The 24,340-nt window shown below is 58.4% G+C and carries 24 protein-coding genes; 9 read left to right on the forward strand and 15 right to left on the reverse strand.

All coding sequences use genetic code 11. The features are described from left to right. The first annotated feature begins 325 nt into the window (after positions 1-325). From J2Y56_RS16035 to cyoE, 6 genes are all read left to right on the forward strand, one after another. Positions 326-835 carry a disulfide bond formation protein B gene (locus J2Y56_RS16035; protein WP_033049633.1) on the forward strand — a complete coding sequence of 170 codons (510 nt, stop codon included), beginning with the start codon at positions 326-328 and terminating at the stop codon, positions 833-835. A gap of 828 nt (positions 836-1,663) precedes the next feature. Further along, entirely contained in the window at positions 1,664-2,608 is a 945-nt protein-coding gene (gene cyoA, locus J2Y56_RS16040; protein ID WP_007948220.1) for a ubiquinol oxidase subunit II, read from the forward strand. 3 nt (positions 2,609-2,611) lie between these two features. Next, positions 2,612-4,642, forward strand: coding sequence for a cytochrome o ubiquinol oxidase subunit I (gene cyoB, locus J2Y56_RS16045; RefSeq protein WP_150782418.1), 2,031 nt, complete (start codon positions 2,612-2,614; stop codon positions 4,640-4,642). Between the two features lie 3 nt (positions 4,643-4,645). Further along, a complete protein-coding gene (locus J2Y56_RS16050; protein WP_310336508.1) occupies positions 4,646-5,272 on the forward strand; it encodes a cytochrome o ubiquinol oxidase subunit III in 627 nt (208 codons plus the stop codon). After that, positions 5,273-5,608, forward strand: coding sequence for a cytochrome o ubiquinol oxidase subunit IV (gene cyoD, locus J2Y56_RS16055; protein ID WP_007948216.1), 336 nt, complete (start codon positions 5,273-5,275; stop codon positions 5,606-5,608). 11 nt (positions 5,609-5,619) lie between these two features. After that, the gene (cyoE, locus tag J2Y56_RS16060) at positions 5,620-6,507 is read left to right on the forward strand and encodes a heme o synthase (RefSeq protein ID WP_007948214.1); all 888 of its coding nucleotides are present in this window, start codon (positions 5,620-5,622) and stop codon (positions 6,505-6,507) included. 195 nt (positions 6,508-6,702) lie between these two features. Here the strand turns inward: cyoE and J2Y56_RS16065 are convergent, their stop codons facing one another. Next, entirely contained in the window at positions 6,703-8,112 is a 1,410-nt protein-coding gene (locus tag J2Y56_RS16065; protein WP_007948213.1) for a PLP-dependent aminotransferase family protein, read from the reverse strand. 122 nt (positions 8,113-8,234) lie between these two features. Here J2Y56_RS16065 and J2Y56_RS16070 point away from each other — a divergent pair, with 122 nt between their 5' ends. Further along, positions 8,235-8,720, forward strand: coding sequence for a RidA family protein (locus tag J2Y56_RS16070; protein WP_007948211.1), 486 nt, complete (start codon positions 8,235-8,237; stop codon positions 8,718-8,720). Positions 8,721-8,785: 65 nt separating this feature from the next. On the opposite strand, the gene J2Y56_RS16075 is transcribed toward J2Y56_RS16070, so the two are convergent. From J2Y56_RS16075 to J2Y56_RS16085, 3 genes are all read right to left on the reverse strand, one after another. Continuing rightward, a complete protein-coding gene (locus tag J2Y56_RS16075; protein ID WP_310336504.1) occupies positions 8,786-9,490 on the reverse strand; it encodes a hypothetical protein in 705 nt (234 codons plus the stop codon). A 165-nt stretch (positions 9,491-9,655) separates the two neighbouring features. Then, positions 9,656-10,669, reverse strand: a complete 1,014-nt coding sequence (locus J2Y56_RS16080; protein ID WP_310336503.1) for a diguanylate cyclase — start codon at positions 10,667-10,669, stop codon at positions 9,656-9,658. 74 nt (positions 10,670-10,743) lie between these two features. Further along, the gene (locus J2Y56_RS16085) at positions 10,744-11,649 is read right to left on the reverse strand and encodes a LysR family transcriptional regulator (RefSeq protein WP_310351321.1); all 906 of its coding nucleotides are present in this window, start codon (positions 11,647-11,649) and stop codon (positions 10,744-10,746) included. Between the two features lie 102 nt (positions 11,650-11,751). On the opposite strand from J2Y56_RS16085, the gene J2Y56_RS16090 reads away from it, so the two are divergent. Next, positions 11,752-12,927, forward strand: a complete 1,176-nt coding sequence (locus tag J2Y56_RS16090) for an aspartate aminotransferase family protein (protein ID WP_310351324.1) — start codon at positions 11,752-11,754, stop codon at positions 12,925-12,927. Positions 12,928-13,128: 201 nt separating this feature from the next. Here the strand turns inward: J2Y56_RS16090 and J2Y56_RS16095 are convergent, their stop codons facing one another. The 6 genes from J2Y56_RS16095 to J2Y56_RS16120 form a co-directional block, all read right to left on the reverse strand. Then, positions 13,129-13,635, reverse strand: coding sequence for an adenylate kinase (locus J2Y56_RS16095; protein WP_310351327.1), 507 nt, complete (start codon positions 13,633-13,635; stop codon positions 13,129-13,131). A gap of 14 nt (positions 13,636-13,649) precedes the next feature. Then, positions 13,650-15,572 (reverse strand): alkaline phosphatase D family protein, encoded by a 1,923-nt coding sequence (locus J2Y56_RS16100; protein WP_007948203.1) that lies wholly within the window; start codon positions 15,570-15,572, stop codon positions 13,650-13,652. Between the two features lie 115 nt (positions 15,573-15,687). Next, a complete protein-coding gene (locus J2Y56_RS16105; protein ID WP_310351329.1) occupies positions 15,688-15,909 on the reverse strand; it encodes a formate dehydrogenase subunit delta in 222 nt (73 codons plus the stop codon). After that, positions 15,906-18,788 carry a formate dehydrogenase subunit alpha gene (fdhF, locus tag J2Y56_RS16110; RefSeq protein WP_310351332.1) on the reverse strand — a complete coding sequence of 961 codons (2,883 nt, stop codon included), beginning with the start codon at positions 18,786-18,788 and terminating at the stop codon, positions 15,906-15,908. The genes J2Y56_RS16105 and fdhF overlap by 4 nt, the downstream gene beginning before the upstream one ends. Beyond that, positions 18,785-20,317 (reverse strand): NADH-ubiquinone oxidoreductase-F iron-sulfur binding region domain-containing protein, encoded by a 1,533-nt coding sequence (locus tag J2Y56_RS16115; RefSeq protein ID WP_310351334.1) that lies wholly within the window; start codon positions 20,315-20,317, stop codon positions 18,785-18,787. Before J2Y56_RS16115 ends, fdhF begins: the two co-directional genes overlap by 4 nt. Beyond that, on the reverse strand, positions 20,314-20,790 hold the full coding sequence (locus tag J2Y56_RS16120) for a formate dehydrogenase subunit gamma (protein WP_310336494.1): 477 nt from the start codon (positions 20,788-20,790) through the stop codon (positions 20,314-20,316). Before J2Y56_RS16120 ends, J2Y56_RS16115 begins: the two co-directional genes overlap by 4 nt. Before the next feature lie 330 nt (positions 20,791-21,120). Between J2Y56_RS16120 and J2Y56_RS16125 the strand changes: the two genes are divergently transcribed. Then, the gene (locus J2Y56_RS16125) at positions 21,121-21,489 is read left to right on the forward strand and encodes a PH domain-containing protein (RefSeq protein WP_310336493.1); all 369 of its coding nucleotides are present in this window, start codon (positions 21,121-21,123) and stop codon (positions 21,487-21,489) included. Positions 21,490-21,693: 204 nt separating this feature from the next. On the opposite strand, the gene J2Y56_RS16130 is transcribed toward J2Y56_RS16125, so the two are convergent. The 5 genes from J2Y56_RS16130 to J2Y56_RS16150 form a co-directional block, all read right to left on the reverse strand. After that, a complete protein-coding gene (locus tag J2Y56_RS16130) occupies positions 21,694-21,924 on the reverse strand; it encodes a hypothetical protein (RefSeq protein WP_310351336.1) in 231 nt (76 codons plus the stop codon). A gap of 20 nt (positions 21,925-21,944) precedes the next feature. After that, positions 21,945-22,181, reverse strand: a complete 237-nt coding sequence (locus tag J2Y56_RS16135; RefSeq protein WP_310351454.1) for a colicin E3/pyocin S6 family cytotoxin — start codon at positions 22,179-22,181, stop codon at positions 21,945-21,947. A 155-nt stretch (positions 22,182-22,336) separates the two neighbouring features. Continuing rightward, positions 22,337-22,576, reverse strand: coding sequence for a pyocin S6 family toxin immunity protein (locus J2Y56_RS16140; protein WP_310351339.1), 240 nt, complete (start codon positions 22,574-22,576; stop codon positions 22,337-22,339). Between the two features lie 15 nt (positions 22,577-22,591). After that, positions 22,592-23,716, reverse strand: coding sequence for an S-type pyocin domain-containing protein (locus tag J2Y56_RS16145; RefSeq protein WP_310351342.1), 1,125 nt, complete (start codon positions 23,714-23,716; stop codon positions 22,592-22,594). A 269-nt stretch (positions 23,717-23,985) separates the two neighbouring features. Then, a complete protein-coding gene (locus J2Y56_RS16150; protein ID WP_310351344.1) occupies positions 23,986-24,300 on the reverse strand; it encodes a DUF3077 domain-containing protein in 315 nt (104 codons plus the stop codon). Between the last annotated feature and the right edge of the window lie 40 nt (positions 24,301-24,340).

The following is a 24,340-nucleotide window of genomic DNA, read 5'->3' on the forward strand; positions in this document are numbered from 1 at the left end:
CTGTGTCGGGTGGCATTCGCCCTCATGAAAAACCAGAGCGAATACCAGCCGAATTTACGGCTGCAGGGTTCCCCTGCAACATAGAATCTCCCACATTGGATCCGCATCGGACACATGATTGGTGCTCGACGCGGTCAATTGTGGGAGCGAGCCTGCTCGCGAATGGCCGCACCACGGTCTTCAACCTTGAAAAACACTTACAAAGTTAATCCCTTCTTAACCGGTTTATCGTTTATTCCCCCAAACCCGACAGCACGCGCCAGGCTCTCAAACGTCGGAGCCTGCGTGTAGACTTGCGGCAATTGATACTTAAAAGGGATAGGCGATGAACGAGGAAACAATGCGGTTGGGACGCGAACGACGCTATCTGGTGTTGCTGGGCATCATCTGCCTGGCACTGATTGGTGGTGCGTTGTACCTGCAAGTGTTCAAGGGCGAGGCTCCGTGCCCGCTGTGCATCCTCCAGCGCTACGCATTGTTGCTGATTGCGGTATTTGCCTTCATCGGCGCGGCAACGCGCACCCGGCGCGGCATTACTGTGTTCGAGACGTTGGTGGTCATCTGCGCCATTGCAGGCGCAGCGGTCGCCGGGCATCACGTCTACACCCAGTTCTACCCTGCGGTCAGCTGCGGCATCGATGTGCTGCAACCGATTGTCGATGGTTTGCCGCTGGCGAAGATCTTCCCGCTGGGCTTCCAGGTAGATGGTTTCTGTTCCACGCCGTACCCGCCGATCCTCGGTCTGTCGCTGGCGCAATGGGCGCTGGTGTCGTTCGTACTGATCGTGATTCTGGTGCCGTTGCTGACTTCGCGTAACCGTAAAGCGCCGCGCTGAAGCGGTTCGCTTCGCCGCTGCTTGATCTATAGAAACGCCCCGGCCCTCGTTGAGAGGGCCGGGGCGTTTTGCATTTCAGAGGCCGGATAAAAATCCCGTGATACGCGACAACCAGGGGTGCGACACGTGTGCGACACGTTGTCACAGCGGGAGTGTCGCGATGCATTTCACGAGGATTAATTGACGCAGGACAAGGCAACAAAATCTGACGGGTCCCGTGGCTCATCACATCACCCTGGAAATGATGAAGCAGGCAGTTTTAACAGGGGCTGGCGAATCGCCAGAGCCCTTGTCTGATAGGGGATTGGGCAATGACGAAGACACTGGAGGTGGCCTCGAAGCTGTCTGAACTGCGCAAGGTAGACCCACTAATTTTGGTGTTTTTGTTGAGAATGAATTTCGATAACATGCCGCGCTTTTGCGAATTCCGCTATTGATTGTTGTCTGAATGGATAGAAATTATTTCGAGATAAGACATGGTTTATGAATCGCTACATATCTACAATCGCCCGCACTGAAATCCCGGCACTGCTCACCCTTACTCAGGTGCATGAGCAGAAGTAGGGCGTCGGGGGGCTTGAACGCTTCATGCGACTCCCTGGTGTCGGAGCCTTCCAATTATCCGCACCAAATGGAATTGGTCTGTAACAAGGCCTTTGACCACGAATTCGAATAAGAACTTAACGCTGGCCCAGGATTTGTCGAGCAGCGTCTGACGCGCGACGGGCAGCCCTTATTCAATCCAAGAAAAATGCCAACCCTTGGCAGGGTGAAGTGTTGGCGATCAAAACCCAACTGCATTGCGCAAGCTGCTTTAGAGGTCGTGAGATGAGTAAAAACAGGTACCCCAGATTACTAGGCCTAGTGCCGCTGCTCGGCACGTTGTTGCTGGGAGGCTGCAACATGACCTTGCTCAATCCAACGGGCCAGGTCGGCCTGGAACAGCGAAACCTGATCATCACCGCCACGCTGCTGATGCTGTTGGTCGTGGTGCCGGTTATCGTCATGACCTTCCTGTTTGCCTGGAAGTACCGCGCTTCCAACCAGAACGCCATTTACACCCCGAAATGGTCGCACTCGACCAAAATCGAAGTGGCAGTCTGGACCATCCCGGTTCTGATCATCATTGCCCTGGGTTACATCACCTACGTTTCGACCCACGAATTGGACCCTTACCGTCCGATTGAATCCGACGTCAAGCCTGTGACCATCGAAGTGGTCGCGCTGGACTGGAAGTGGCTGTTCATCTACCCGGAACAAGGCATTGCCACGGTCAACAAGATCGTGTTCCCGGCGCACACGCCAATCAACTTCAAGATCACCTCCGACGCCGTGATGAACTCGTTCTTCATCCCGGGCCTGGGCGGCCAGATCTACGCGATGGCGGGCATGCAGACCAAGCTGCACCTGATCGCCGACCGTAACGCTGAAATGGACGGTATCTCCGCCAACTACAGCGGCGCAGGTTTCACCGGCATGAAATTCAAAGCGATCGCAACTTCCCAGGAAGATTTCGACGCCTGGGTAAGTGAAGTCAAAAAGGCACCTAAGCAGCTTGAACAAGCTGAGTACGCAGCCCTTGCCAAGCAGAGCCAGAACAACCCAGTCGAGCTCTACTCCTCGGTGACGCCGAACCTGTTCCAGACCATCGTCGACAAGTACGAAGGCATGAAACCGGGTCCTAAGGTCAAGCACGAGAAGAAAGAGAAAGAAGTGGCCGCTACGCAAGGAATGGACATGAACTCGCATTCAGCTGCCGGGGCAGAGGAGTAAACGATGTTTGGTAAATTAAGTTGGGAAGCGGTCCCGTTCCACGAACCGATCGTGATGATAACCATCGCCATGATCGCGCTCGGTGGTCTGGCGCTGTTCGCTGCAATCACCTACTTCAAGAAGTGGACTTATTTGTGGACCGAGTGGCTGACGTCGGTCGACCACAAGAAAATCGGCGTGATGTACATCATCGTCGCCATGGTCATGCTGCTGCGCGGTTTTGCCGACGCCATCATGATGCGTACCCAGTTGGCCATGGCCACCGAGGGTTCGCCTGGCTACCTGCCACCTGAACACTATGACCAGATCTTCACCGCCCACGGTGTGATCATGATCATCTTCATGGCGATGCCATTCTTCACCGGCCTGATGAACCTTGCAGTGCCGCTGCAGATCGGCGCGCGTGACGTTGCTTTCCCGTTCCTGAACTCCCTGAGCTTCTGGCTGCTGGTTTCCGGCGTGGTGCTGATCAACCTGTCCCTGGGCGTCGGCGAATTCGCCAAGACCGGTTGGGTTGCCTATCCACCGCTGTCGGGTCTGCAATACAGTCCGGGCGTGGGGATGGATTACTACATCTGGGCGCTACAGCTATCGGGTCTGGGGACGACACTAACGGGGGTCAACTTCCTGGCCACCGTGCTGAAAATGCGTACCCCTGGCATGAAACTGATGGACATGCCGATCTTCACCTGGACCTGCACCTGGGCCAACGTTCTGATCGTGGCTTCGTTCCCGATCCTGACCGCTACCCTGGCACTGCTGACGCTTGACCGTTACATGGATTTCCACATTTTCACCAATGAACTTGGTGGCAATCCAATGATGTACGTCAACCTGTTCTGGGCGTGGGGTCACCCTGAGGTGTACATCCTGATCCTGCCGGCATTCGGCATTTTCTCGGAAGTCATCTCGGCCTTCACCGGCAAGAAACTGTTCGGCCACCACTCGATGATCTACGCTTCGGGCGCGATCTCGGTACTGGGCTTCATGGTTTGGCTGCACCACTTCTTCACCATGGGTTCGGGTGCCAGCGTCAACGCCTTCTTCGGTCTGGCGACGATGCTGATCTCCATCCCGACAGGTGTGAAGCTATTTAACTGGCTGTTCACCATCTACCAGGGCCGTCTGCGTTTCACCAGCCAGGTGCTGTGGACCCTGGGCTTCATGGTGACCTTCGCCATCGGCGGCATGACCGGCGTACTGCTGGCCATCCCGGGTGCTGACTTCGTTCTGCACAACAGCCTGTTCGTGATCGCTCACTTCCATAACGTGATCATCGGCGGCGCGGTATTCGGCTACATCGCAGGTTTCGCCTTCTACTTCCCGAAAGCGTTCGGCTTCAAACTGCACGAAGGTTGGGGCAAGGCAGCGTTCTGGTTCTGGATCACCGGCTTCTTCGTCGCGTTCATGCCGCTTTATGTTCTGGGCTTCATGGGTATGACCCGTCGTCTGAACGCCACCACCAACCCTGAGTGGGTGCCGTACCTGTACGTCGCCATGTTCGGTGCAGTGATGATCGCTGTCGGCATCGCCTGCCAACTGATCCAGCTGTACGTCAGTGTGCGTGACCGCAACAAACCAGAGAACATCTGCGATCACGGTGATCCGTGGAATGCCCACACTCTGGAATGGTCGACCTCGTCGCCACCTCCGTTCTACAACTTCGCCGTGCTGCCGAAAGCCGACTGCATCGACCCGTTCACCGAAGCCAAGGAAAACGGTACTGCGTACAAGGCTCCGGCCAGGTACGAGCCGATTCACATGCCGAACAACACCGCCACTGGTGTGGTGATGGGCGCGCTGTTGACCGTGTTCGGTTTCGCGATGATCTGGCACATCTGGTGGCTGGCAATCGCTAGCCTGGCCGGCACTGTCATCTACTTCGTGATCCATGCTGCACGTGACGATCAAGGCTACATGGTGCCGGTCGATGTAATCGAACGCATCGAAGCCGAGCAGCACAAGCGTCTGGTCGCGGCAGGGAAAATCCCGGCCACTGCCACCCGTGTTGAAACCTCGTTGGAACAGGCTTAAACCATGTCGAACTTAGTGACCAATGCTGGACACACCCATGTCGATGGACATGGGCACGATGACCATCACCACGACTCGGGCGAGATGACCGTATACGGTTTCTGGCTCTACCTGATGACCGACTGCATTCTGTTTGCGTCGATCTTCGCGGTGTACGCGGTACTGGTTAACAACGTAGCGGGTGGCCCGTCGGGCCACGACATCTTCGAGCTGCCATACGTGCTGGGCGAAACCGCTCTGCTGTTGTTCAGTTCGATCACCTACGGCTTCGCCATGCTGGCGTTCTTCCGGGGCAACAAGAAGCAGGTCCTGGGCTGGCTGGCCATGACCTTCATGTTCGGTGCCGGCTTCATCGGCATGGAGATCAACGAGTTCCACGTGTTGATCTCCGAAGGCTACGGCCCTAGCCGCAGCGGCTTCCTGTCCGGGTTCTTCACCCTGGTCGGTACCCACGGTCTGCACGTGACCAGCGGTCTGATCTGGATGGCGATCATGATGTATCAGGTGCAGAAAAATGGCCTGACGGCGACCAACAAGACCCGTCTGAGCTGCCTGAGCCTGTTCTGGCACTTCCTGGACGTTGTGTGGATCTGCGTATTCACCGTTGTTTACCTGATGGGGACTATGTAAATGGCTAACACACACGCTCACGACAGCCACGACGCCGGCCACGGCAGCGTCAAGTCCTACGCGATCGGCTTCATCCTGTCGGTGATCCTGACCATCATCCCGTTTGGTCTGGTGATGTACCCGACGCTGCCGAAGTCGATCACCCTGATGATCGTCCTGGCATTCGCCGTGATCCAGGTGCTGGTGCACCTGGTGTACTTCCTGCACCTGGACCGTTCGGCCGCGCAGCGTAACAACGTGATTGCGTTTGTCTTCGCCGCGATCGTGATCGTCCTGCTGGTTGGCCTGTCGCTGTGGATCATGTTCAGCATCCACACGTTCATGATGGCGAAGTGAGGTAAGTCCGGATGTCCTTTAAGCACTTTATCCAAATCACCAAACCGGGGATCATTTTCGGTAACGTGCTTTCTGTGGCAGGCGGATTTTTCCTGGCCTCGAAAGGGCATGTCGATCTGGCCATATTCCTGGCCGCCATGATCGGCACGTCCCTGGTGGTGGCTTCCGGTTGCGTGTTCAACAACTGCATCGACCGCGACATCGACCTGAAGATGGAACGCACCAAGAACCGGGCGCTGGTTCAGGGCTTGATCTCCCTGAAACTGGCCCTGGCCTTTGCGACCGTCCTGGGTGTTGCCGGCGTTGCGTTGTTGTACATCGTGGCGAATCCGTTGGCCGCGCTGTTCGCGGTTATCGGTTTCATCATCTACGTCGGCTTCTACAGCCTGTACCTCAAGCGCAAGTCGGTTCACGGCACGCTGGTGGGCAGTCTGTCGGGCGCCATGCCGCCGGTGATCGGCTACGTCGCTGTGACCAACAGCTTCGACATGGCCGCACTGACGTTGCTGGTGATGTTCAGCCTGTGGCAGATGCCGCATTCCTACGCCATCGCGATCTTCCGCTTCAACGATTACCTGGCCGCATCGATTCCGGTGCTGCCCGTGAAGCGCGGCATCGAAGTGGCCAAGAAGCACATCCTGCTCTACATCCTGGCGTTCCTCGTGGCGACCTTGATGCTGACCTTCAGCGGTTACGCCGGCATGAGCTACCTCGCCGTCGCCGCGGCCATGGGCATGTACTGGTTGTACATGGCCTGGACCGGTTACAAGGCAGTGGATGACACGGTCTGGGCACGCAAGCTGTTCGTGTTCTCGATCTTCACCATTACCGCGTTGAGCGTGATGATGTCCCTGGACTTCAAAGTGCCGACCGAGCTGTTGCTGACGTACGCGCCTTAAGCGTCGGATGCTGTAAAGAAAAGCCCCGCCTTCGAGAGAAGTGCGGGGCTTTTTGTTGGGGCTTTCTGGTAGACCGTGTCGCGGCCATCGCGAGCAGGCTCGCTCCCACATTCGACCGCGTTCCTCCAATTGGAATGCGATCCCCTGTGGGAGCGAGCCTGCTCGCGATGGCCACACATCGGTGTGCCAGGAATCTTACTTATCGAGCAAACGGAAAAACCGCTCGCGCACCTGTAAATCATCACTGTGCGCAACATTGAAGCGCAGAAAACCATTGGCGTCGGCCGCTTTGCTCAGCATGGTACCGGGCGTCAGCACCAGGTCATTTTTGAGGCCTCTGTCGGCGAGGTTTTCGGCGTGAACACCGTTGGGCAAACGGGTCCAGGTGAACAGCCCTTCACCCGGTACCGACGACACCGAGCATCCAGCCTCCACCAGCCAGTTCGCGACGCGACTGCTCGATTCATACAGGCGATCCACCGTACGGCGGATGTGTTTGGCGTAGCTGCCGTTGCTGAGCATGGTGTGGATAATCTGCTCCGCCAATTCCGAGGTCACACCACCGATGCTCATCTTCAGGGCAATCATTTGGGCGGCCAGTTGCGGTGACAACACGGCGTAACTGACCCGGCTGTTCGCCGTCAGGGTCTTGGAAAAACCGGACACATAGCTGACAGTGTCCAGCCCGCTCGCGGCCAGGCGCGGGGTGCGTCGTTGCTGGAGGTCGCCGTACAGGTCATCTTCAACAATGTGGAAACCATAACGGTGACTCAACTCCAGCAGGCGATACACCTGCGCCGCGGAAAACGAGTGCCCGGTGGGGTTATGCAGGGTGCTGTTGGTCATGTAGAGAACGGGGCGATGGGCGATGAGCAACTGCTCGAAAGCCTCCATATCCAGACCATTACAATCGCGGGGCAGGGTGATGATCCTGGCGCCGTGCAATGCCAGGTTGGTGTGCAAGTTGAAGTAACACGGATCGTCGAGCAGCACCGTATCACCGGGTTTTATCAACAGGCGCATCAACTGGTCGATGGCCTGCATGGTGTTAGCGGTGGTGATGATTTGCTCCACGGGCACTTCGATACCGATGCCCGACAACTTCACCCGCAACGCTTCACGTAGCGGCCGATAACCACCGACCTCACCGTATTCGCCCATGCGCAGCGACGTCGCGCGAAGGGTGCCGCGTACCGCTTTGAGCAGTTCGTCGGCGGGCAACCACGAGCCTGGCAGAAATCCGCAGCCGGGACGCAGCGCGCCATTGTCCACCAGCACTGCACGGCGGACCCTGCTGAGGGTATCTTGTGGTTGCAGATCCGGACCCGCAGCGGCCGGGGTTTGCGGGCTCGCGCGGTGGACGTAATGCCCCGCGCCCTGGCGTGAGACCACCAGTCCCTTGGCACGCAATCGGTCGAGGGCGTCGACCACGGTGGACTTACCGACGCTCATCAATTCCGAGAGTTCGCGAATCGGCGGCAACTTGGCCCCGTGCGGCAGGCCTCCCTGGCTGATCGCCTCGGACAGCTGATCGACAATCTGCTGCACCAGCGGTGCTCCTGGCTGGAACTCGATGGCGGCGATCACGGCGCGCTGAGCCTGCATTTTACTGGTCTCCCTGGCAGTAAAGTTCGCTGGATTCTATACGAACTTGCCCTGATCAGGAGAAGCGTCTGTCTCTACTATCAAGTGCGCAGTTCGCATGATGGATCAGGAGAGCTCAGTAAATGATTACGCACATAACCCGTGACGAACGTTTTCTCGCGATGGCCAAAGAACTCGGCTTCGATATCTACGACGAAAACCCGGCCGGCGGGCATTACGCGCCGCTGCTTCGGCATGACAATGAGCTGTATCTCAGTGGCCTGGTGCCGCGCATGAACGGCAAAATCCAGTACCCCGGCCGAGTGGGGCTGGAACTCAATCTCGCCGACGCTCAAGAAGCCGCAAGCATCAGCGCCATACGCGGTCTGGCGCTGATCCGCGAGGCCGTCGGTTCACTGGAAAACGTCAAGGCAGTGCTTCGCGTCACTGTTTATGTGAAATCCACCTTCGACTTTGTCGATCTGAGTGAGGTGGCCAACGGTGTGTCGGATGTCTTGACCCACGTGTTGGGCGACGCCGGCAAACATACCCGGACGACGGTCGGTGTTTATCAGCTGCCGAAAAACGCGCCGATAGAAGTGGACATGATCGTGGCCCTCCATCCCTAGACGCTCTAAATCCTGCAGGCAATAAAAAGCCCCGCTGCAACGGCGGGGCTTTCAGGTGAGGCGTGTTACTGAGCGGCGATGCTGTAGCCGTCGAACGCAGTTTGCTGCTGCAGTGCGGTGATGATGTTCTTGCGGTTGACCGCTTGTTCGACCCCGGAGTTGTCCAGGAACGTCTCGCTTTCCAGCTCCGCTTCATCGCCTTCGCCGACAAAGGTAAAGCCGAGGAATTCCAGTGCATTGCGATCCACGTTCAGGCTTGAACGCGGGGTGCGCAGTGGCAGGGTGACGCTCATTCCGTCCTTGCTGATGGTGAACACTTCAAGGTCTTTCTTGGCGCGAGCCGCTTTGCTTTTGCCGCTGCTCGGGTTGCTGATCGCTTGATGCGTCTGGTTCAGCACTTTCAGCGCCAGGCCGTAGACGATGTCCTGAAACGCCGGGTCATCCTTGAAGCTGGAGAGAATCCGGCCGATCGAGAATTTGCTGCTCAGGTCTTCCAGAGCCGCAATGTCGGCCGCTTCCGCGTCCTTGAGTTGCTTGAGTTCGCCCATCAGTTCATAGGCTTTGTCATCGTCGAAGCTGTCATGAGCCTGGCGAATCGCGGCGCGCAGCTCGCGGATCTGGTCGCTTTCCCGGGTGGATTGAAAAGCGTCCAGGACCATCTCGCTGATGATCTTGGCCTGAGGCACATGCTGTGAAAGATTGATGGAGTTTTCGTATTCCGCTTTGGACGACAAGGTGACTACGGATTCAGCGGTGTTGGAATCGGACATTGAAATTTCACTACTTCTTTTAACTTGAATTGAGGCGAGAAAGCACAGGGCCTTTTCAGGTCGCCTAATCTATTGGACCGCGACAGCGTTGTCACGGATGAACAGGCGGTTGGTCAGGATTTTTGCGGGAGGGCAACAACCGGTGGCCATTCTTCGGGGCGGGGGTCACCCCGAAATCACATTCTTGCCCGCCACCTTCGATCGATACAGCGCCTGATCGGCCCGGGCCAGCAATCCGGTCTGTTGTTCTTCTTCGAAGCGCTGCACCACGCCGAAACTCATGGTCACTTGAAACTCGCCCACCGGTGGCAAGCTCAACAGGCCATCGCGGATTTCTTGAGCAAGGAGCCTGGCATCAGCCAACGAGGTATCAGGAAGGATCATGATGAATTCGTCACCACCCCACCGCGCCAGCAGATCACCTTCACGCACGTAGTGCTTCACTCTCTCGACCACCTGCACGATTGCCGCATCGCCCAAGGCATGGCCGTAGTGATCGTTGATCGTCTTGAAATCGTCGATGTCCATGGCGATCAAAGACAGTGGGCGTCGAAAGCGCTGGGCTCGTTCGCATTCCTGAGGCAGGGTTTTTTCCATCAGGTAGCGATTGGCGATGGAGGTCAGTGTATCGGTTTGCGCCAGTTTGCGGTTCTCTTCGAGTTGAACCTGAAGCTGTTGATTGACCCGTGACAACTCCCGGGTTCGCTCTTCAACGGTCGCTTCAAGGGAATGAGTGCGTCGTTCCAGCTCCTCGAGCAGACGTCGTTTGTCGTCGATGCTGCGGTGCGCACCGACCATCCGCGCTACTGTGCCGTCGGCGTTGCGTGACAGCACATAGCCCCGGTCTTCGATCCAAAGGTAACTGCCATCCAGCATGCGGCAGCGATACTCGGTTTGATAGGTGGGCGTGCGCTGGTGCAGGTAGTCATCAAACACGGTCATGACCGAGGGGTAGTCTTCAGGGTGGATGACGTTTTCCCAGGTCAACGCGGTGTTTTCCAGGGAGTGAGGCTCGTAGCCGAGCATCGTGTACCAACCGGGATTGCGGTAGACAAAACCTGTGTTGGCGTTCCAGTCCCAGATACCATCGCTGACCAGTTCCAGAATGGTGTGGAGCAGGTCTTCGCTAAAATCCGACACATTGAGTTTCAATGGCTTGATATTTGACGCTTCCCCCATCACCCCTCTCCCTGACGCACTGCTTTCAATTGACTCGCCTGGCGTCGAGATTAGTGCATGGCGCATTGCCACGCCTAGTCTTTGCCCCATAACTGCATGGCAAAGTCGACGAAATGCCTTAATTTCGGCAAGCGGTAGCGATCCTGGGCGTACACCAGATGCATCGGCCGGCTTGGCAGTTGATAGTTCTGCATCAACGCCACCAGTTTTCCGTTGAGCAGATCCTGTTCGACCAACGCATCGGGCAACATCACGATGCCCATTCCGGTTCGCGCAGCCTGATGCAACCCTGCCGAGCTATTGATCAGCATCGGACCACTGACGGCCACCATCACTTCGCCTTCCGGCCCGCTCAGACGCCATTGTTTTGCGACCGATTGCCAGTCATCCCCGACCGGGTAGGCAAAGGACAAGCAATCGTGATGTTGCAGGTCTTCGGGTTTTTCCGGCGTGGTACGGCGCGCCAGGTACGCAGGTGACGCGCACATGGTCAGGGTGTAGTCGATCAGCGGGCGGGCGATCAGGTTGGACGGCTCAATGGCGCCCAAACGAAACGCCACATCGAGGCCATTCTCGAGCAGATCGGGGCGCCCATTCGTGAGCACCACGTCCAGTTTGACCTGAGGGTATTGCAGAGAAAAATCGCTGAGCGCCGGCGCAAGCTTTTCCGTGCCGAAGGTCAGCGGTGCCGTGATGCGCAAGATTCCACTCGGCGCGTCCTGACTCTGTTCGGCCAAGCGTTCGGAGTCGGCTACCAACCCCAGCACTTCAAGACAACGCAGGTAATAAGCGGAGCCGAACTCCGTCAGGCGCTGGCGCCGTGTCGTACGGTTGAGCAAGCGCACACCCAGGCGTTGCTCCAGTGCGCGCAGGTGATTGCCGACCATGGTCGTGGACATTTCACACTGCTGCGCGGCGGCCGTCATGCTGCCGGCCTCCACCACGCGTACGTAAACGGTCATTGCCTGGAACAGGTCCATTATCAAGCTCGGCTTTAAGATGATTGAAGTGTTGCAGTATTTATCCAGCTCAGGTGGCTAACCATACTGCAAAAACACCGACCCTTGATGGAGCTTGATGCCATGACCGCCGCCTGCCTGATGAGCACTTACCAACCGCTGGCCCTGAGTTTCAGCAGAGGCCTGGGGACGCGCCTTTGGGACGAGGACGGTCGTGAGTACCTGGACGCGGTGGCGGGCGTGGCGGTGACCAACGTCGGCCACTCCCATCCTCGAATCGTCTCGGCGATCAGCGAGCAGGCCGGTTTGCTGTTGCACACGTCCAACCTATACAGCATCGACTGGCAACAACAGTTGGCGCAGAAACTGACGAACCTGGCGGGCATGGACCGTGCGTTCTTCAACAACTCCGGTGCCGAAGCCAATGAAACCGCGCTGAAACTGGCACGGCTTTACGGCTGGCACAAAGGCGTCGAGCAACCGCTGGTGGTGGTCATGGAGAACGCGTTTCATGGCCGGACGCTAGGTACGTTATCCGCCAGCGATGGCCCGGCCGTGCGTCTGGGTTTCAATGAGTTGCCAGGGGATTTCCTCAAAGTGCCATTCGGTGACCTCAGTGCACTGGATAAAGTGCAGCAGGCCTACGGCCAACAAATCGTGGCGATCCTGATGGAGCCGATCCAGGGCGAAAGCGGCGTCCAGTTGGCGCCGCCGGGTTATCTCAAAGCGGTGCGCGAACTGTGCAACAAGCGCTCGTGGTTGATGATGCTTGACGAAATCCAGACCGGTATCGGCCGCACCGGTCAATGGTTCGCGTTTCAGCACGAAGGCATCGTCCCGGACGTCATGACCCTGGCCAAAGGCTTGGGCAACGGCATCCCCATCGGCGCCTGTCTGGCCCGAGGCAAAGCCGCCGAACTGTTCACTCCCGGCAGCCATGGCAGCACCTTCGGCGGCAATCCGCTGGCCTGCCGTGTCGGTTGCACCGTATTGGAGATCATTGAAGAACAAGGCTTGCTGGAGAATGCCAGGCTTCAGGGCGAACGGTTGTTGGCCAGATTACGTAGCGAATTGGCGGACAATCCAAACGTATTGGCGATCCGTGGTCAAGGCTTGATGATCGGCATCGAACTCAAGCAACCGATCCGCGACCTGCCCCTCATTGCTGCACGGGATCACGGTTTGTTGATCAACGTGACACGGGGTAAAACCATTCGATTACTGCCGCCGCTGACGATTGATGAGCGGGAGGTGGAGATGATTGTCAGAGGGGTTCGTCGGGCCGTGAATGCGGTTTGATCGTTCCCACGCTCTGCGTGGGAATGCCTCTTGTGACGCTCTGCGTCACGCTTTTGGGGACGCAGAGCGTCCCTGACTGCATTCCCACGCGGAGCGTGGGAACGATCAAATGGGTAATGCCGATCAGTTAAGCCTAATACGCGAACCGAACTCAGGCTTCGCCAGCTGCTACAAAGTGTGGTTCGGTTTAACTGATCGGCATTAGAGGATATGGGATGGTTTATCGGTGTTCGCGAACTCGCTGATTTCGGCTCGATCCATAAGTTTGATTTTTGAGCCGTTGAACCCTTTGAACAATTGCCGGTGTGCGGCAAATCCACTGGAGTCCTCGCGCAGCCGATAACTGGCGGCCCATTCCAGCAACGCCATCAGCAACTTGTCATCGTCCGGTTTTTGTACTCGCTGGCGAATATTGGCAACGCAGCTTTCATCATCCACACACAACCAGATCAGCGCCGTTGCCCGGTGCATAAGCTCGCTGACGATCCAGCCATAAACACCTTCGATCACCCACTGTTCTTCATCGGCCGCAATCCGCGCTATGTCCAGTACTGCGGCATATGGGCGGGCGATGCTGTGTTCGTCCGAGATCCAGTGGATCTTGTCGAGATCAATCCATGGCGCCTTGAGTTGTGCCGCCAATCGTTTCGCCAGCCAACTTTTGCCTGAGCCAGAGTTGCCGATGATCAGCGTGCGGGTGAGGTTCATGGAGAATCGCCGTTTCAGTCGTCATGTTCAGGCGCAACCATCCGGGTCTTGGGCGAGCCGTTTGAGTTGTGCTGATAAATGTCCTGGGGTTGTCCTTTCTCATTGAAGAACACCTGGCCGATGCCTGCCGAATTCCATAGCCGTTCGCCGGCCTCGGCATGTTCGGGGGTGTGCGGGACGATGCGCATGCGGCGGCGTTTGGTCAGCCAGTTCAGTGGCGAACGCGGCGAATAGAGCCAGCGATTGAGGCGGTCGAACCATTCGAGCAGTCTGGGCGGGAATTCGTTTTTGATGCCGCTGCTGGTGATCTGCCAGATTTTCGGGCCGCCCTTGCGGTGTCGGATAAACACTTCGTAGACGAAGGAATAATGCACGTCACCGGACAGCACCACGTAGTTACCCGGTGTGCGCGAGTGTCGGAAAATGTTCAGGATCACTTGGGCCGCGCCGCGATGGGCCATCCAGTTTTCGGCGTCCACCAGCAGGGGATAACCGAACCAGCTGAAGACTTTCTGCACGGTTTCGATCAGTTTGACGCCGAAGATCGGCGCGGGTGAAACGATGATCGCCGACGGGTGATCCAGCAGCTCCTGTTGCAGTTCGCAGAGGGCTTCCCAGTCCAGCAAACCCGACGGTAGCTTGAGGTTCATCTCGCTGCGCCAGCGCCGGGTGCGGGTATCGATCACCACCAGCGCGGGCGTGGTGGGCAGCACGTATTGCCACTGCTGAAATTTCAACAGCGTGTCGATCAAATCATCCTGCACCGGACTGTCGAGGTAACGATCGCCCCCGGTGGCGCTGAGCAAACGGGTTTTTTCCAGAATGTCGCCAAACGCATCCGGGTTGTTGCCCCAGCCCTGGCACAGCATGTAGGCGATCAGGGCGTTGCCGATGATGCGCTTGGAGAACGGATGGCCGTAGGCCGTTTCCTCCCATTGCGCGGACAGATTCCAGTCGTCGGTAATGTCGTGGTCGTCGAAGATCATCAGGCAAGGCAGGTGCGCCATGGCCCGTGCGGCACCGCCCAGGCCCGACTGGAAGTCATCGATACAGGTTTGTTCAACGGCATAGAGTTTTTGTCTTGCGAGCGTCAGCGCGGGAGGTTGCGGATTGATCAGTGTCCAGGGCGTCGGCGACCAGACCAGCAGGTACATGGCCATCACTTCGGCGAAGGTCATCAGGTGATTGTCGGCATTGCTGCTGGTGAAAATCGGTTTACTCGCGCCGCCGAAAAATCGATCCCGCAGGGTTTCGTTGCTCTTGAGCGCCGGTAACAAATCCGCACGGTGGTAGTAACTGGCCGGATGTTCGTAGAGTTTGGCGCTGTCGCTGACCACGGCGCCTTCGAGGCACTCTTCAAACAGCCCCAATCGCTCGATCAAGGCATGGATCGCCCGTAACATCGGGCCCGCCACATCGTCGGCGTAAACCTGGTCGCCGCTCATCATCAACAACGCCGGCCGCTGCGAGGCGTCCTGTTCCTCGGCCAATACACGGTCGACACAGAGCAAACCATCGGTGGCCGGGTAGTGCGGTTTGCGGCAGGAACCATGCAGCAACTGATCAATGCGCGAGCGCAGGACAAAGTTCGGGCGACGCGCATCGCCGTAGAGCAGATGCGGGGCCCACTCGGCGACGCCCGTCATCGCGTCATCGATCAACAGGTCGTACTCGATCAGTGTGTCGCAGGGCAGGGCCGTCGCCAGCGGCACATCGATCAAGTGGATAAACCCGTGAGTGCCGATCGGGATGACCGTGCACTGTCCGGCATCCAGACGGATGTCGTCGCAGTCTTGCAGACGCAACGTCAGCGACAATTCGCGGGATCCGACCAGCCACATGACCAGCCGTGCAGGTTCCAGCCGCCGCAACAGCGGGCCGACCAGCACCGGAGGCAGTGAGTGGCAATCGTCAGGCAATGGCAGAGATACGGACATCCGGTTTCAAGACTCTTGGTGCACAGGATGGCGATGATAGCTCAGGTGGTCGCCTTTTCCTGTTAAGCGGGAGCCGCGATTTCTCACGACCCCACGCCCAAGAGTTTGTGTGAGCTTAAGCCTCCCAGCCCGCCCCACTGACAGCCGCTTGCGCCAGTGGGTGCATGTCCGCCCCCTGATGCTCCATTTGCCAGGCCAGCAATTCCTTGCGCATGCCAGGCGTCCAGTACATTTTCAGGTGATTACGCACACCGAGCACGGCGGTTTGCTCGTCCGGTTCGCTGGCGAAGTACTGGGCGATCTGGTTGGCCATTTTGATCAGGTTTTCAGTGCTCATCGGCGCACCTCCGCTTTGGCGCCACGGGCCGGACGGCGTTCCTTGAGCAAACGGTCCTGTTCATCGCTGAACGCCTGATAGCGTTTCTGCCATTCGGAAGGGTGGTAGACGCGGCTGACCTCCACGGCGGTGACCTTGTACTCCGGACAGTTGGTGGCCCAGTCGGAGTTGTCGGTGGTGATCACGTTGGCCCCCGACTCAGGGAAGTGGAAAGTGGTGTACACCACGCCCGGTGCGACCCGTTCGGTGACCCGCGCACGCAGGACGGTCTGCCCGGCGCGGCTGCCGATGCCGACCCAGTCACCCTCGTTGATGCCACGACTTTCGGCGTCGGTCGGGTGGATTTCCAGGCGGTCTTCGTCGTGCCAGGCGACGTTTTCGGTACGCCGGGTCTGGGCACCGACGTTGTACTGGCTGAGGATGCGCCCGGTGGTCAGCAGCAGCGGATAGCGACTGTTGACCTTTTCCTCGGTGGGCACGTAGCCAGTGAGCATGAACCGCCCCTTGCCCCGCACGAATTGTTCGATGTGCATGGTCGGCGTGCCGTCGGGTGCCGCAGCGTTGCACGGCCATTGCAGGCTGCCGTGGCGATCCAGTTCGGCGTAGCTGACGTTGGTGAAAGTTGGCGTCAGGCTGGCGATTTCATCCATGATTTCTGATGGGTGTTGGTAATTCATCGGGTAGCCCAACGCGCTGGCCAAGGCCACGGTGCCCTCCCAATCGGCCTTGCCGCCCAGCGGATCCATGACCTTGTGTACCCGCGAAATGCGGCGCTCGGCGTTGGTGAAGGTGCCGTCCTTCTCCAGGAACGAAGCGCCCGGCAGGAATACGTGGGCGAACTTGGCGGTTTCGTTGAGGAAAATATCCTGCACCACCACGCATTCCATGGCCGACAGGGCAGCGGTGACGTGCTGGGTATTCGGGTCGCTCTGAGCGATGTCCTCGCCTTGGCAATACAAGCCCTTGAAACTGCCGGCCAGTGCAGATTCGAACATGTTCGGAATACGCAGGCCCGGATCGGGTTGCAGCGTGACGTTCCACGCCTGTTCGAACTGCGCCCGTACCACTTCGTTGGAGATGTGCCGGTAGCCGGGCAGCTCGTGGGGAAAGGAGCCCATGTCGCAGGAGCCCTGAACGTTGTTCTGCCCACGCAGCGGGTTCACGCCCACGCCTTCGCGACCGATGTTGCCGGTGGCCATGGCCAGGTTGGCGATGCCCATGACCGCGGTGCTGCCTTGGCTGTGTTCGGTGACGCCGAGGCCGTAGTAGATCGCCGCGTTGCCGCCGGTGGCATACAGACGAGCGGCGGCGCGGATGTAGGCAGGCTCTACGCCGCAGATGTCGCCAAGGACTTCCGGCGCGTTTTCCGCACGGCTGACAAACTCGCTCCAGCGGGCGAAATCACTGCCCTCGCAACGGGCGTCGATAAAGCTCTGATCGAGCAGGCCTTCGGTGACGATGACGTGGGCCAGGGCGTTGAGCATGGCGACGTTGGTGCCCGGGCGCAGGGCCAAATGATATTCAGCGCGGGCATGCACCGAGTCCACCAGATCAATGCGGCGTGGATCGATGACAATCAGTCGAGCACCTTCACGCAGGCGGCGTTTGAGCTGGGAGGCGAACACCGGGTGCGCATCGCTGGGGTTGGCGCCCATCACCAGGATCACGTCGGCCTGCATCACCGAGTCGAAGCTCTGGGTGCCGGCGGACTCGCCCAAGGTTTGTTTCAAACCATAGCCGGTCGGCGAGTGGCAGACCCGCGCACAGGTGTCGACGTTGTTGTTACCGAACGCGGCGCGCACCAGTTTTTGCACCAGATAGGTTTCTTCGTTGGTGCAGCGACTGGAGGTGATGCCACCAATGGAATCGCGGCCGTATTTTTGCTGCAGTCGGCGGAATTCGCTGGCGGCGTAGGTCACCGCTTCATCCCAGCTGACTTCCTGCCAAGGGTCGTTGATGTGCTGGCGGATCATCGGCTTGGTGATGCGATCCGGGTGAGTGGCGTAACCCCAGGCGAAGCGCCCTTTGACGCAGGAGTGGCCGTGGTTGGCCTGACCATTCTTGTCCGGAACCATGCGCACCAGTTGATCGCCTTTCATCTCGGCGCGGAACGAGCAACCCACGCCGCAATAGGCACAGGTGGTGATCACGCTGCGTTCAGGCTGACCCAGCTTGACCACGCTTTTTTCCATCAGGGTCGCGGTGGGGCAGGCTTGCACACAGGCGCCGCAGGACACGCATTCCGAGTCGAGGAAATTATCGCCACCGGCGGCCGCGACCCGGGATTCGAAACCGCGCCCGGTGATGGTCAGGGCAAAAGTGCCCTGGGTTTCTTCGCAGGCACGCACGCAGCGGTTGCAGACGATGCACTTGCTCGGGTCGTAGTCGAAGTAGGGGTTTGAGGTGTCCTTCACGTCGGCGAGATGGTTGTCACCTTCATAGCCGTAACGTACTTCCCGCAAGCCGACCTGACCGGCGACGGTCTGCAGCTCGCAGTTGCCGTTGGCCGAGCAGGTCAGGCAGTCCAGCGGGTGATCGGAGATGTACAACTCCATGACGTTGCGGCGCAGGGTCGCGAGCTTCGGCGTCTGGGTGTGCACGCTCATGCCTTCGCTGACCGGCGTGGTGCAGGACGCCGGGTAGCCGCGCATGCCATCGATCTCCACCAGACACATGCGGCAAGAGCCGAAGGCTTCGAGGCTGTCGGTGGCGCACAGTTTCGGAATCGTGGTGCCCATCAGCGCAGCGGCGCGCATCACCGAAGTGCCTTCGGGCACGCTGATGCTGCGGCCGTCGATGTTCAGGGTGACTTGCACCTGGCTGTCGCGGGCCGGAGTGCCAAGATCGATGTCGGTATTCGGGTCGAAGAGAGTGATCATTGGTCGGCCTCCGAAGATTGCAGACCGAAGTCGGCGGGGAAGTACTTGAGGGCGCTGGCGACCGGAAAGGAAACCATGCCGCCCAAGGCGCACAGCGAACCGTATTGCAGGGTGTCGCACAGGTCCTTGAGGATGATCACCTGCTCATCGCGACCGCTCTGGTCCGGCGCGGCCAGCAGCCGGTCGATGACCTCCACGCCACGGGTCGAGCCGATGCGGCAGGGCGTGCATTTGCCACAGGATTCCTCGGCGCAAAACTGCATGGCGAAGCGCGCCATGTGGGCCATGTCCAGGCTGTCGTCAGCCACCACCACACCACCGTGACCGAGCATCGCGCCGATACCGGCGAACGCTTCGTAATCCAGCGGCGTGTCGAATTGCGAAGGTGGCACCCAGGCGCCCAGCGGGCCACCGACCTGGGCGGCTTTCAGCGGTCGGCCACTGGCGGTGCCTCCGCCGTAGTCTTCCACCAATTCACGCAGCGTCAGGCCGAAGGCCCGTTCCACCAGGCCGCCGTGACGAATATTGCCCGCCAACTGGAAGGGCATGGTGCCGAGGGAGCGGCCCATGCCGTAATCGCGATAAAACTGCGCGCCCTTGGCCAGAATCAGCGGCACCGAGGCCAGGGTCAGCACGTTGTGCACCAGAGTCGGCAGGCCGAACAGCCCCTGCAACGCGGGAATCGGTGGCTTGGCGCGGACGATCCCACGCTTGCCTTCGAGCGAGTCCAGCAGTGCGGTTTCTTCACCGCAGATGTAAGCACCGGCACCGACACGCACTTCCATATCGAAGGCCAAGCCGCTGCCGCCGACATTGGCGCCGAGGTAGCCGTTAGTGCGGGCAATCTCCAGCGCCTCGTTCAGCGTGGCGATGGCCTGTGGATATTCCGAGCGTACATAGATGTAGCCGTAGCTGGCGCCGACGGTGATACCGGCAATCGCCATGCCTTCGATCAGCAGGAAGGGGTCGCCTTCCATCAACATGCGGTCGGCGAAGGTGCCGGAATCGCCCTCGTCGGCGTTGCACACAATGTACTTCTGCGCCGCCTGGGTGGCGCGTACCGTGCGCCATTTGATCCCGGCGGGGAAGGCTGCGCCGCCACGGCCGCGCAGGCCCGAATCGAACACCGCCGTCGCGGTTTCATCACCGCCAATGGTGACGGCCCTGTTCAAACCCTCGAAACCGCCGTGGGCTCGGTAATCATCCAGCGACAGCGGCCGGGTGATACCGGCGCGGGCGAACAGCAGGCGTTGTTGAGACTTGAGATAGGGCAGCTCTTCTACAAGACCCAAGGCCAGAGGATGGGCGGACGGCTCACCTTGGAGCGCATCGAGCACGGACGGCACATCGGCCGCGGTCAGCGGGCCAAAGCCGATACGACCTTGCGGGGTATCCATTTCCAGCAAGGGTTCCAGCCAGTACAGGCCGCGAGAGCTGGTGCGTTGCAGGTCTTGGCTGGCGAGGGCCGAGGCCACCTCATCGGCACCGACGGCACGGGCCAGGGAATCACAGGACAGATAGAGGCTCATACGTCCTCCCGGCAAGCGTCGAGCAGGGCATCCAGACGCTCGGCACTCAACCGCGCATGCACCTGACCATCCAGCTCCAGCGCTGGCGAACAAGCACAAGCGCCGAGGCAATACACCGGACGCAAACTGATATTGCCGTCGGCGCTGCTGCCGTGATCATCCAGTTGCAGACGTTCACGCAACTGCGCAGCGAGCTGCTCGGCGCCGCGACTCTTGCAGGACTCAGCCCGACACAGACGCAGAATATGCCGAGCTGGCGGCGCAGTGCGAAAATCATGGTAAAAACTGATCACCCCGCGAATCTCCGCCTGACTCTGATTGAGGGCGTGGGCAATCTCGGGGATGGCGGCATCGGGGATGTAACCGATACCGGCCTGAATCTCATGAAGAATGGGCAACAGTGCGCCAGGGGTGCCCTTGTGGCGCTCCAGCAGGCTGTTGACCATCGGCAGGTGCAACATCTCATCAGGCATTCAGCAATCCTCACGGTCACGGACAAACCAGGCGGTCGTCGGTCGTCCGAAAGTGTCGGCTGCGGCACTCACACCACGTCACGGTATCGTGGCATTGTCAGGCCGTTGGCCAGGGCACCCTGAGCGGGCATCTTGTTGTACCCGGCGCGGTCTTCGCCGCACCTCAAAAGGGCATTAAGGGAGCTTGCCACGCGGCTATTGATTCGACTGCACCAAAGCGACGTGTTTGGTTCTTTCTACGACTACCCATTAAGTCTAGACGAGGCCCAGCCCAAGGCGTCGTACGCAGCTCGTACTCGGGATTTACATTCAAAAAACAGGGAATGACAAATGATTGATTTCAACAACAAAGGCTTCTTCAAACTCAAGCAAAACGAAGAATACGCCGAACGCGTCAGCGCGCTGCTGCTGGAAGGGGAGCAGGTCATCGACGCCTACAAATCCATGCGCGACGGCGTAGTGTTCACCAACAAACGCATCATCGCCGTCAACGTACAGGGCATCACCGGCAGCAAAAAAGACTTCACCTCGCTGCCTTATAAAAACATCGTGGCGTACTCGGTGGAAACGTCCGGGACGTTTGATCTGGACTCGGAGCTGGAGATTTACTTTTCGTCGTTGGGCAAAGTGAAGTTTGAATTCACCGGCAAGACGTCGATGGTGGAAATCTCAAAACTGATTTCCCAGCACGTGCTCTGACCCAAACACGAAAAAGCCCCCGCAATCCCAGTGGGAGGGGGCTTGCCCAAATGCCGATCAGTTAAGCCATAACGCGATCTGTAGCAGCTGGCGAAGCCTGCGTTCGGCTGCGCAGCAGTCGTGACATCAGACGATGCGGTGTTTCAGGTAGACCGCAAACTCCGGATCCAGATGGCCGCAGAATGAACGCTCCGACATAATCCATCAGGCACTACAGGACAGTTGAAAGATGTAGTCCGGACTGCTGAAAGCTTTTCCAGTCATGCTTTCAAGGCGCCTTATCTGATCTGGCGTTAAGTCGTATTCATAAATGGCGTCTTCCGGCTCACTCCACGCCATAAGCTCTGCCAACTGACCGAACCGGTCGGCGGGGATTTCAATGCTGAACGCCAGCTCCTCAGTTCCCTTGTCGAATGCAAGAATCTCATGCAGCATTTTTCTGACTCCTATCAAAGTTACTTTGGCGTGGTTCGGCCTGGCTCGGCGTCCTTTGCTCGCTCGCCCGTGTCAGGGTTGAACTCTCCCAAATGCTTGCCTCGTTTGTCGTAGAGCTCAACCCTGCCATTCTCGTAATCCCATTCATAAATTCGTCCCTTGCGGTCTTTCCAGCGTTTTCGCTTATGTCCAACACCTTTGACAGAGCTCTTTGACGGACTGAGTACGGCATCTGGAAAAGCAAAAAGGGAACAGATTTATTTTTCAGATAAATAAATCTGTCCCCTTGTTCCCGGTCCCCTTGTTCCCCAGCTAGCAGCAATGCCTGTGTTACTGGCGATACCTGTCGGGCGCCGTGGTCGTGCCAGTGACGCGCCTGGTCCGGCTTGCTGAGAGATTGCCCGTAGGTTGGCTACGCCCGCACCCCAATGAATAGGTCTAGTTCGGTCGGTAGGGGCTCATTGATTAATACTGCAATCTGCTGCACTTGATTGCTGGTTAGTAACCATTCCCCATCTGGACTCCCCTCGAGGCTGTCCCAGCCAAGAACCTCCAATACCGCTGCCTCATGCTCAGGCTGAACGGTGTGGTCGTATTTCAGCGAGTCATCCTCAACATCGCCTTGTAAAAAACCGCTAATCCATAAAAACATAATCGACCTCATATCCTATTTTGGCGTGGTTCTGCCTGGCTTTGCAGGCTTGGTCTGTTCACCCGTTTCTGGATTGAACTCTCCAAGATGTTTCCCCTGTGAATCGTACATTTCAACCGCGCCGTGTTGGCTATCCCACTCGTATATCCGGCCCTTTCGATCTTTCCAGCGACTACGTTTGCCCCCGCCACCCTGGACACTACTCTTGGATTTAACAGGGACCGTATCCGGGAATGCAGGCAAGCCCAAAGGCGGCTTGTGGTATTGGATATCACCACCGCCGAGAGGCCTCGAAAACACCAAGTACAACGAGCTCAGGCCTGAGTCTGCCGGAAAGACCAGAATGCAGTCATCGGCCTCTATGCCGTCATCTACCGGATAGCCCTCGATCTGGGAATCTGTTCCTTCCGGGATCGGGTGTACGAGAATTGTGCCTTGGCTGTTGCTGGCGTCAGGGTGGACCATTGGCGGTATGCCTGATCGTCCTCTAGGTGTCCACAGGATGGTGGCGCCATTTAGCTCGGCTTCGATCGCGGTCTTGGAGGTGTTCCACTGGGCTTGCACCGTGCGGACCGTGTCATCACCTAACGGGCCGGTATGAATGCCGTAAACCTGTAACACGCCCTCAGCATCGCGGCGAAACTGAAAGCGCACGCGGGTCGGAGCACGGGTCATGCTGCGTAGCTGATCGTCGGTATAGAGCGTGCCGTCGCCCATTTTGGTCGGAAGCATGCCCAACACAAACACCCCGGCAGGATTTCCACGCAATGCCCAGGTGAATCCGTTTTGCATGATGCCGCCACCCGCTATGCGCCCCAGTACAGCGTCGAACCCTAGAGCGAGTCCGGCAGCCTCTGCCGCCGACGGGACAAGCATCGAACCAGTCAGCATGACCTTGCCAAAGTCCGAGGCGGGCATGGTGTTGCTACCGGCGTGAGTGCTCCCCCAGTTTTCAGGTGTGCAGCACTTGGCAAAAACCGGGTCTGTACGATCCTTGGGAATTGGCCATTCATCTTTGGGGATATATTCCGGCTCTGGCTTCGGGGGCGGATTCCAGCCGGCCCACGAGGCGCCACCGTTCGGACGCTTCCGGTTCCAAATGTCGTCGAAAGGATGTTTTTTCCGTGTGTCCATGGTCATGACAATCCCTGTGTGACTTCGTCTCGAGACAGGAGATTGTTGGTCAGCTCGTTTCCCAGTCAATTTGACTCGGTAACCTCAAGTTTCAGACTCTGCGAAGTACGCAAGATCCGCTGCGGGCTTCGTACGTATCAAGCTGTAATCCAATATTCATGGACGCCATCACACGGTCCTTCTGCGGGAGCGAGCCTGCTCGCGAAAGCGCCGGTTCAGTCAATGCTGAACCGACTGCCGTCATCACAAGCAGTCCGCTCCCTATTTTTCAGCCGCTACTCTTCAGTCGTCGCCGTCCGCTCAGGTGTCGCCGCAGAACCCCGACCCCGACCCCGCCCAAGCACCTTCACCGCATCATCAACCACCGCCTTACTCATCGCCGTCAAATAATGCGCGGCCCAAGCGTGGCGGTCGGTGTCTGTGGCGTAGGCGGCATCTTCGTTCAGCTTCTTGGCGAGAAACAGAAAGTCAGAAGCCATGGCTAATGCATCACCGAGTGGAACGCCACGAGTGACATGGAAAAGTGGTTGATCTGCGCAGTAAATGGCAGGTGTTAGGCCGATGGTTTTCAGCTCTGATTGATCGGTCATTGGCCACCTCCGGTGATGGAGAGGCGGTTGGAGAGGGCAG

The organism is Pseudomonas sp. BE134 (assembly GCF_031456105.1).
GTDB lineage: Bacteria > Pseudomonadota > Gammaproteobacteria > Pseudomonadales > Pseudomonadaceae > Aquipseudomonas.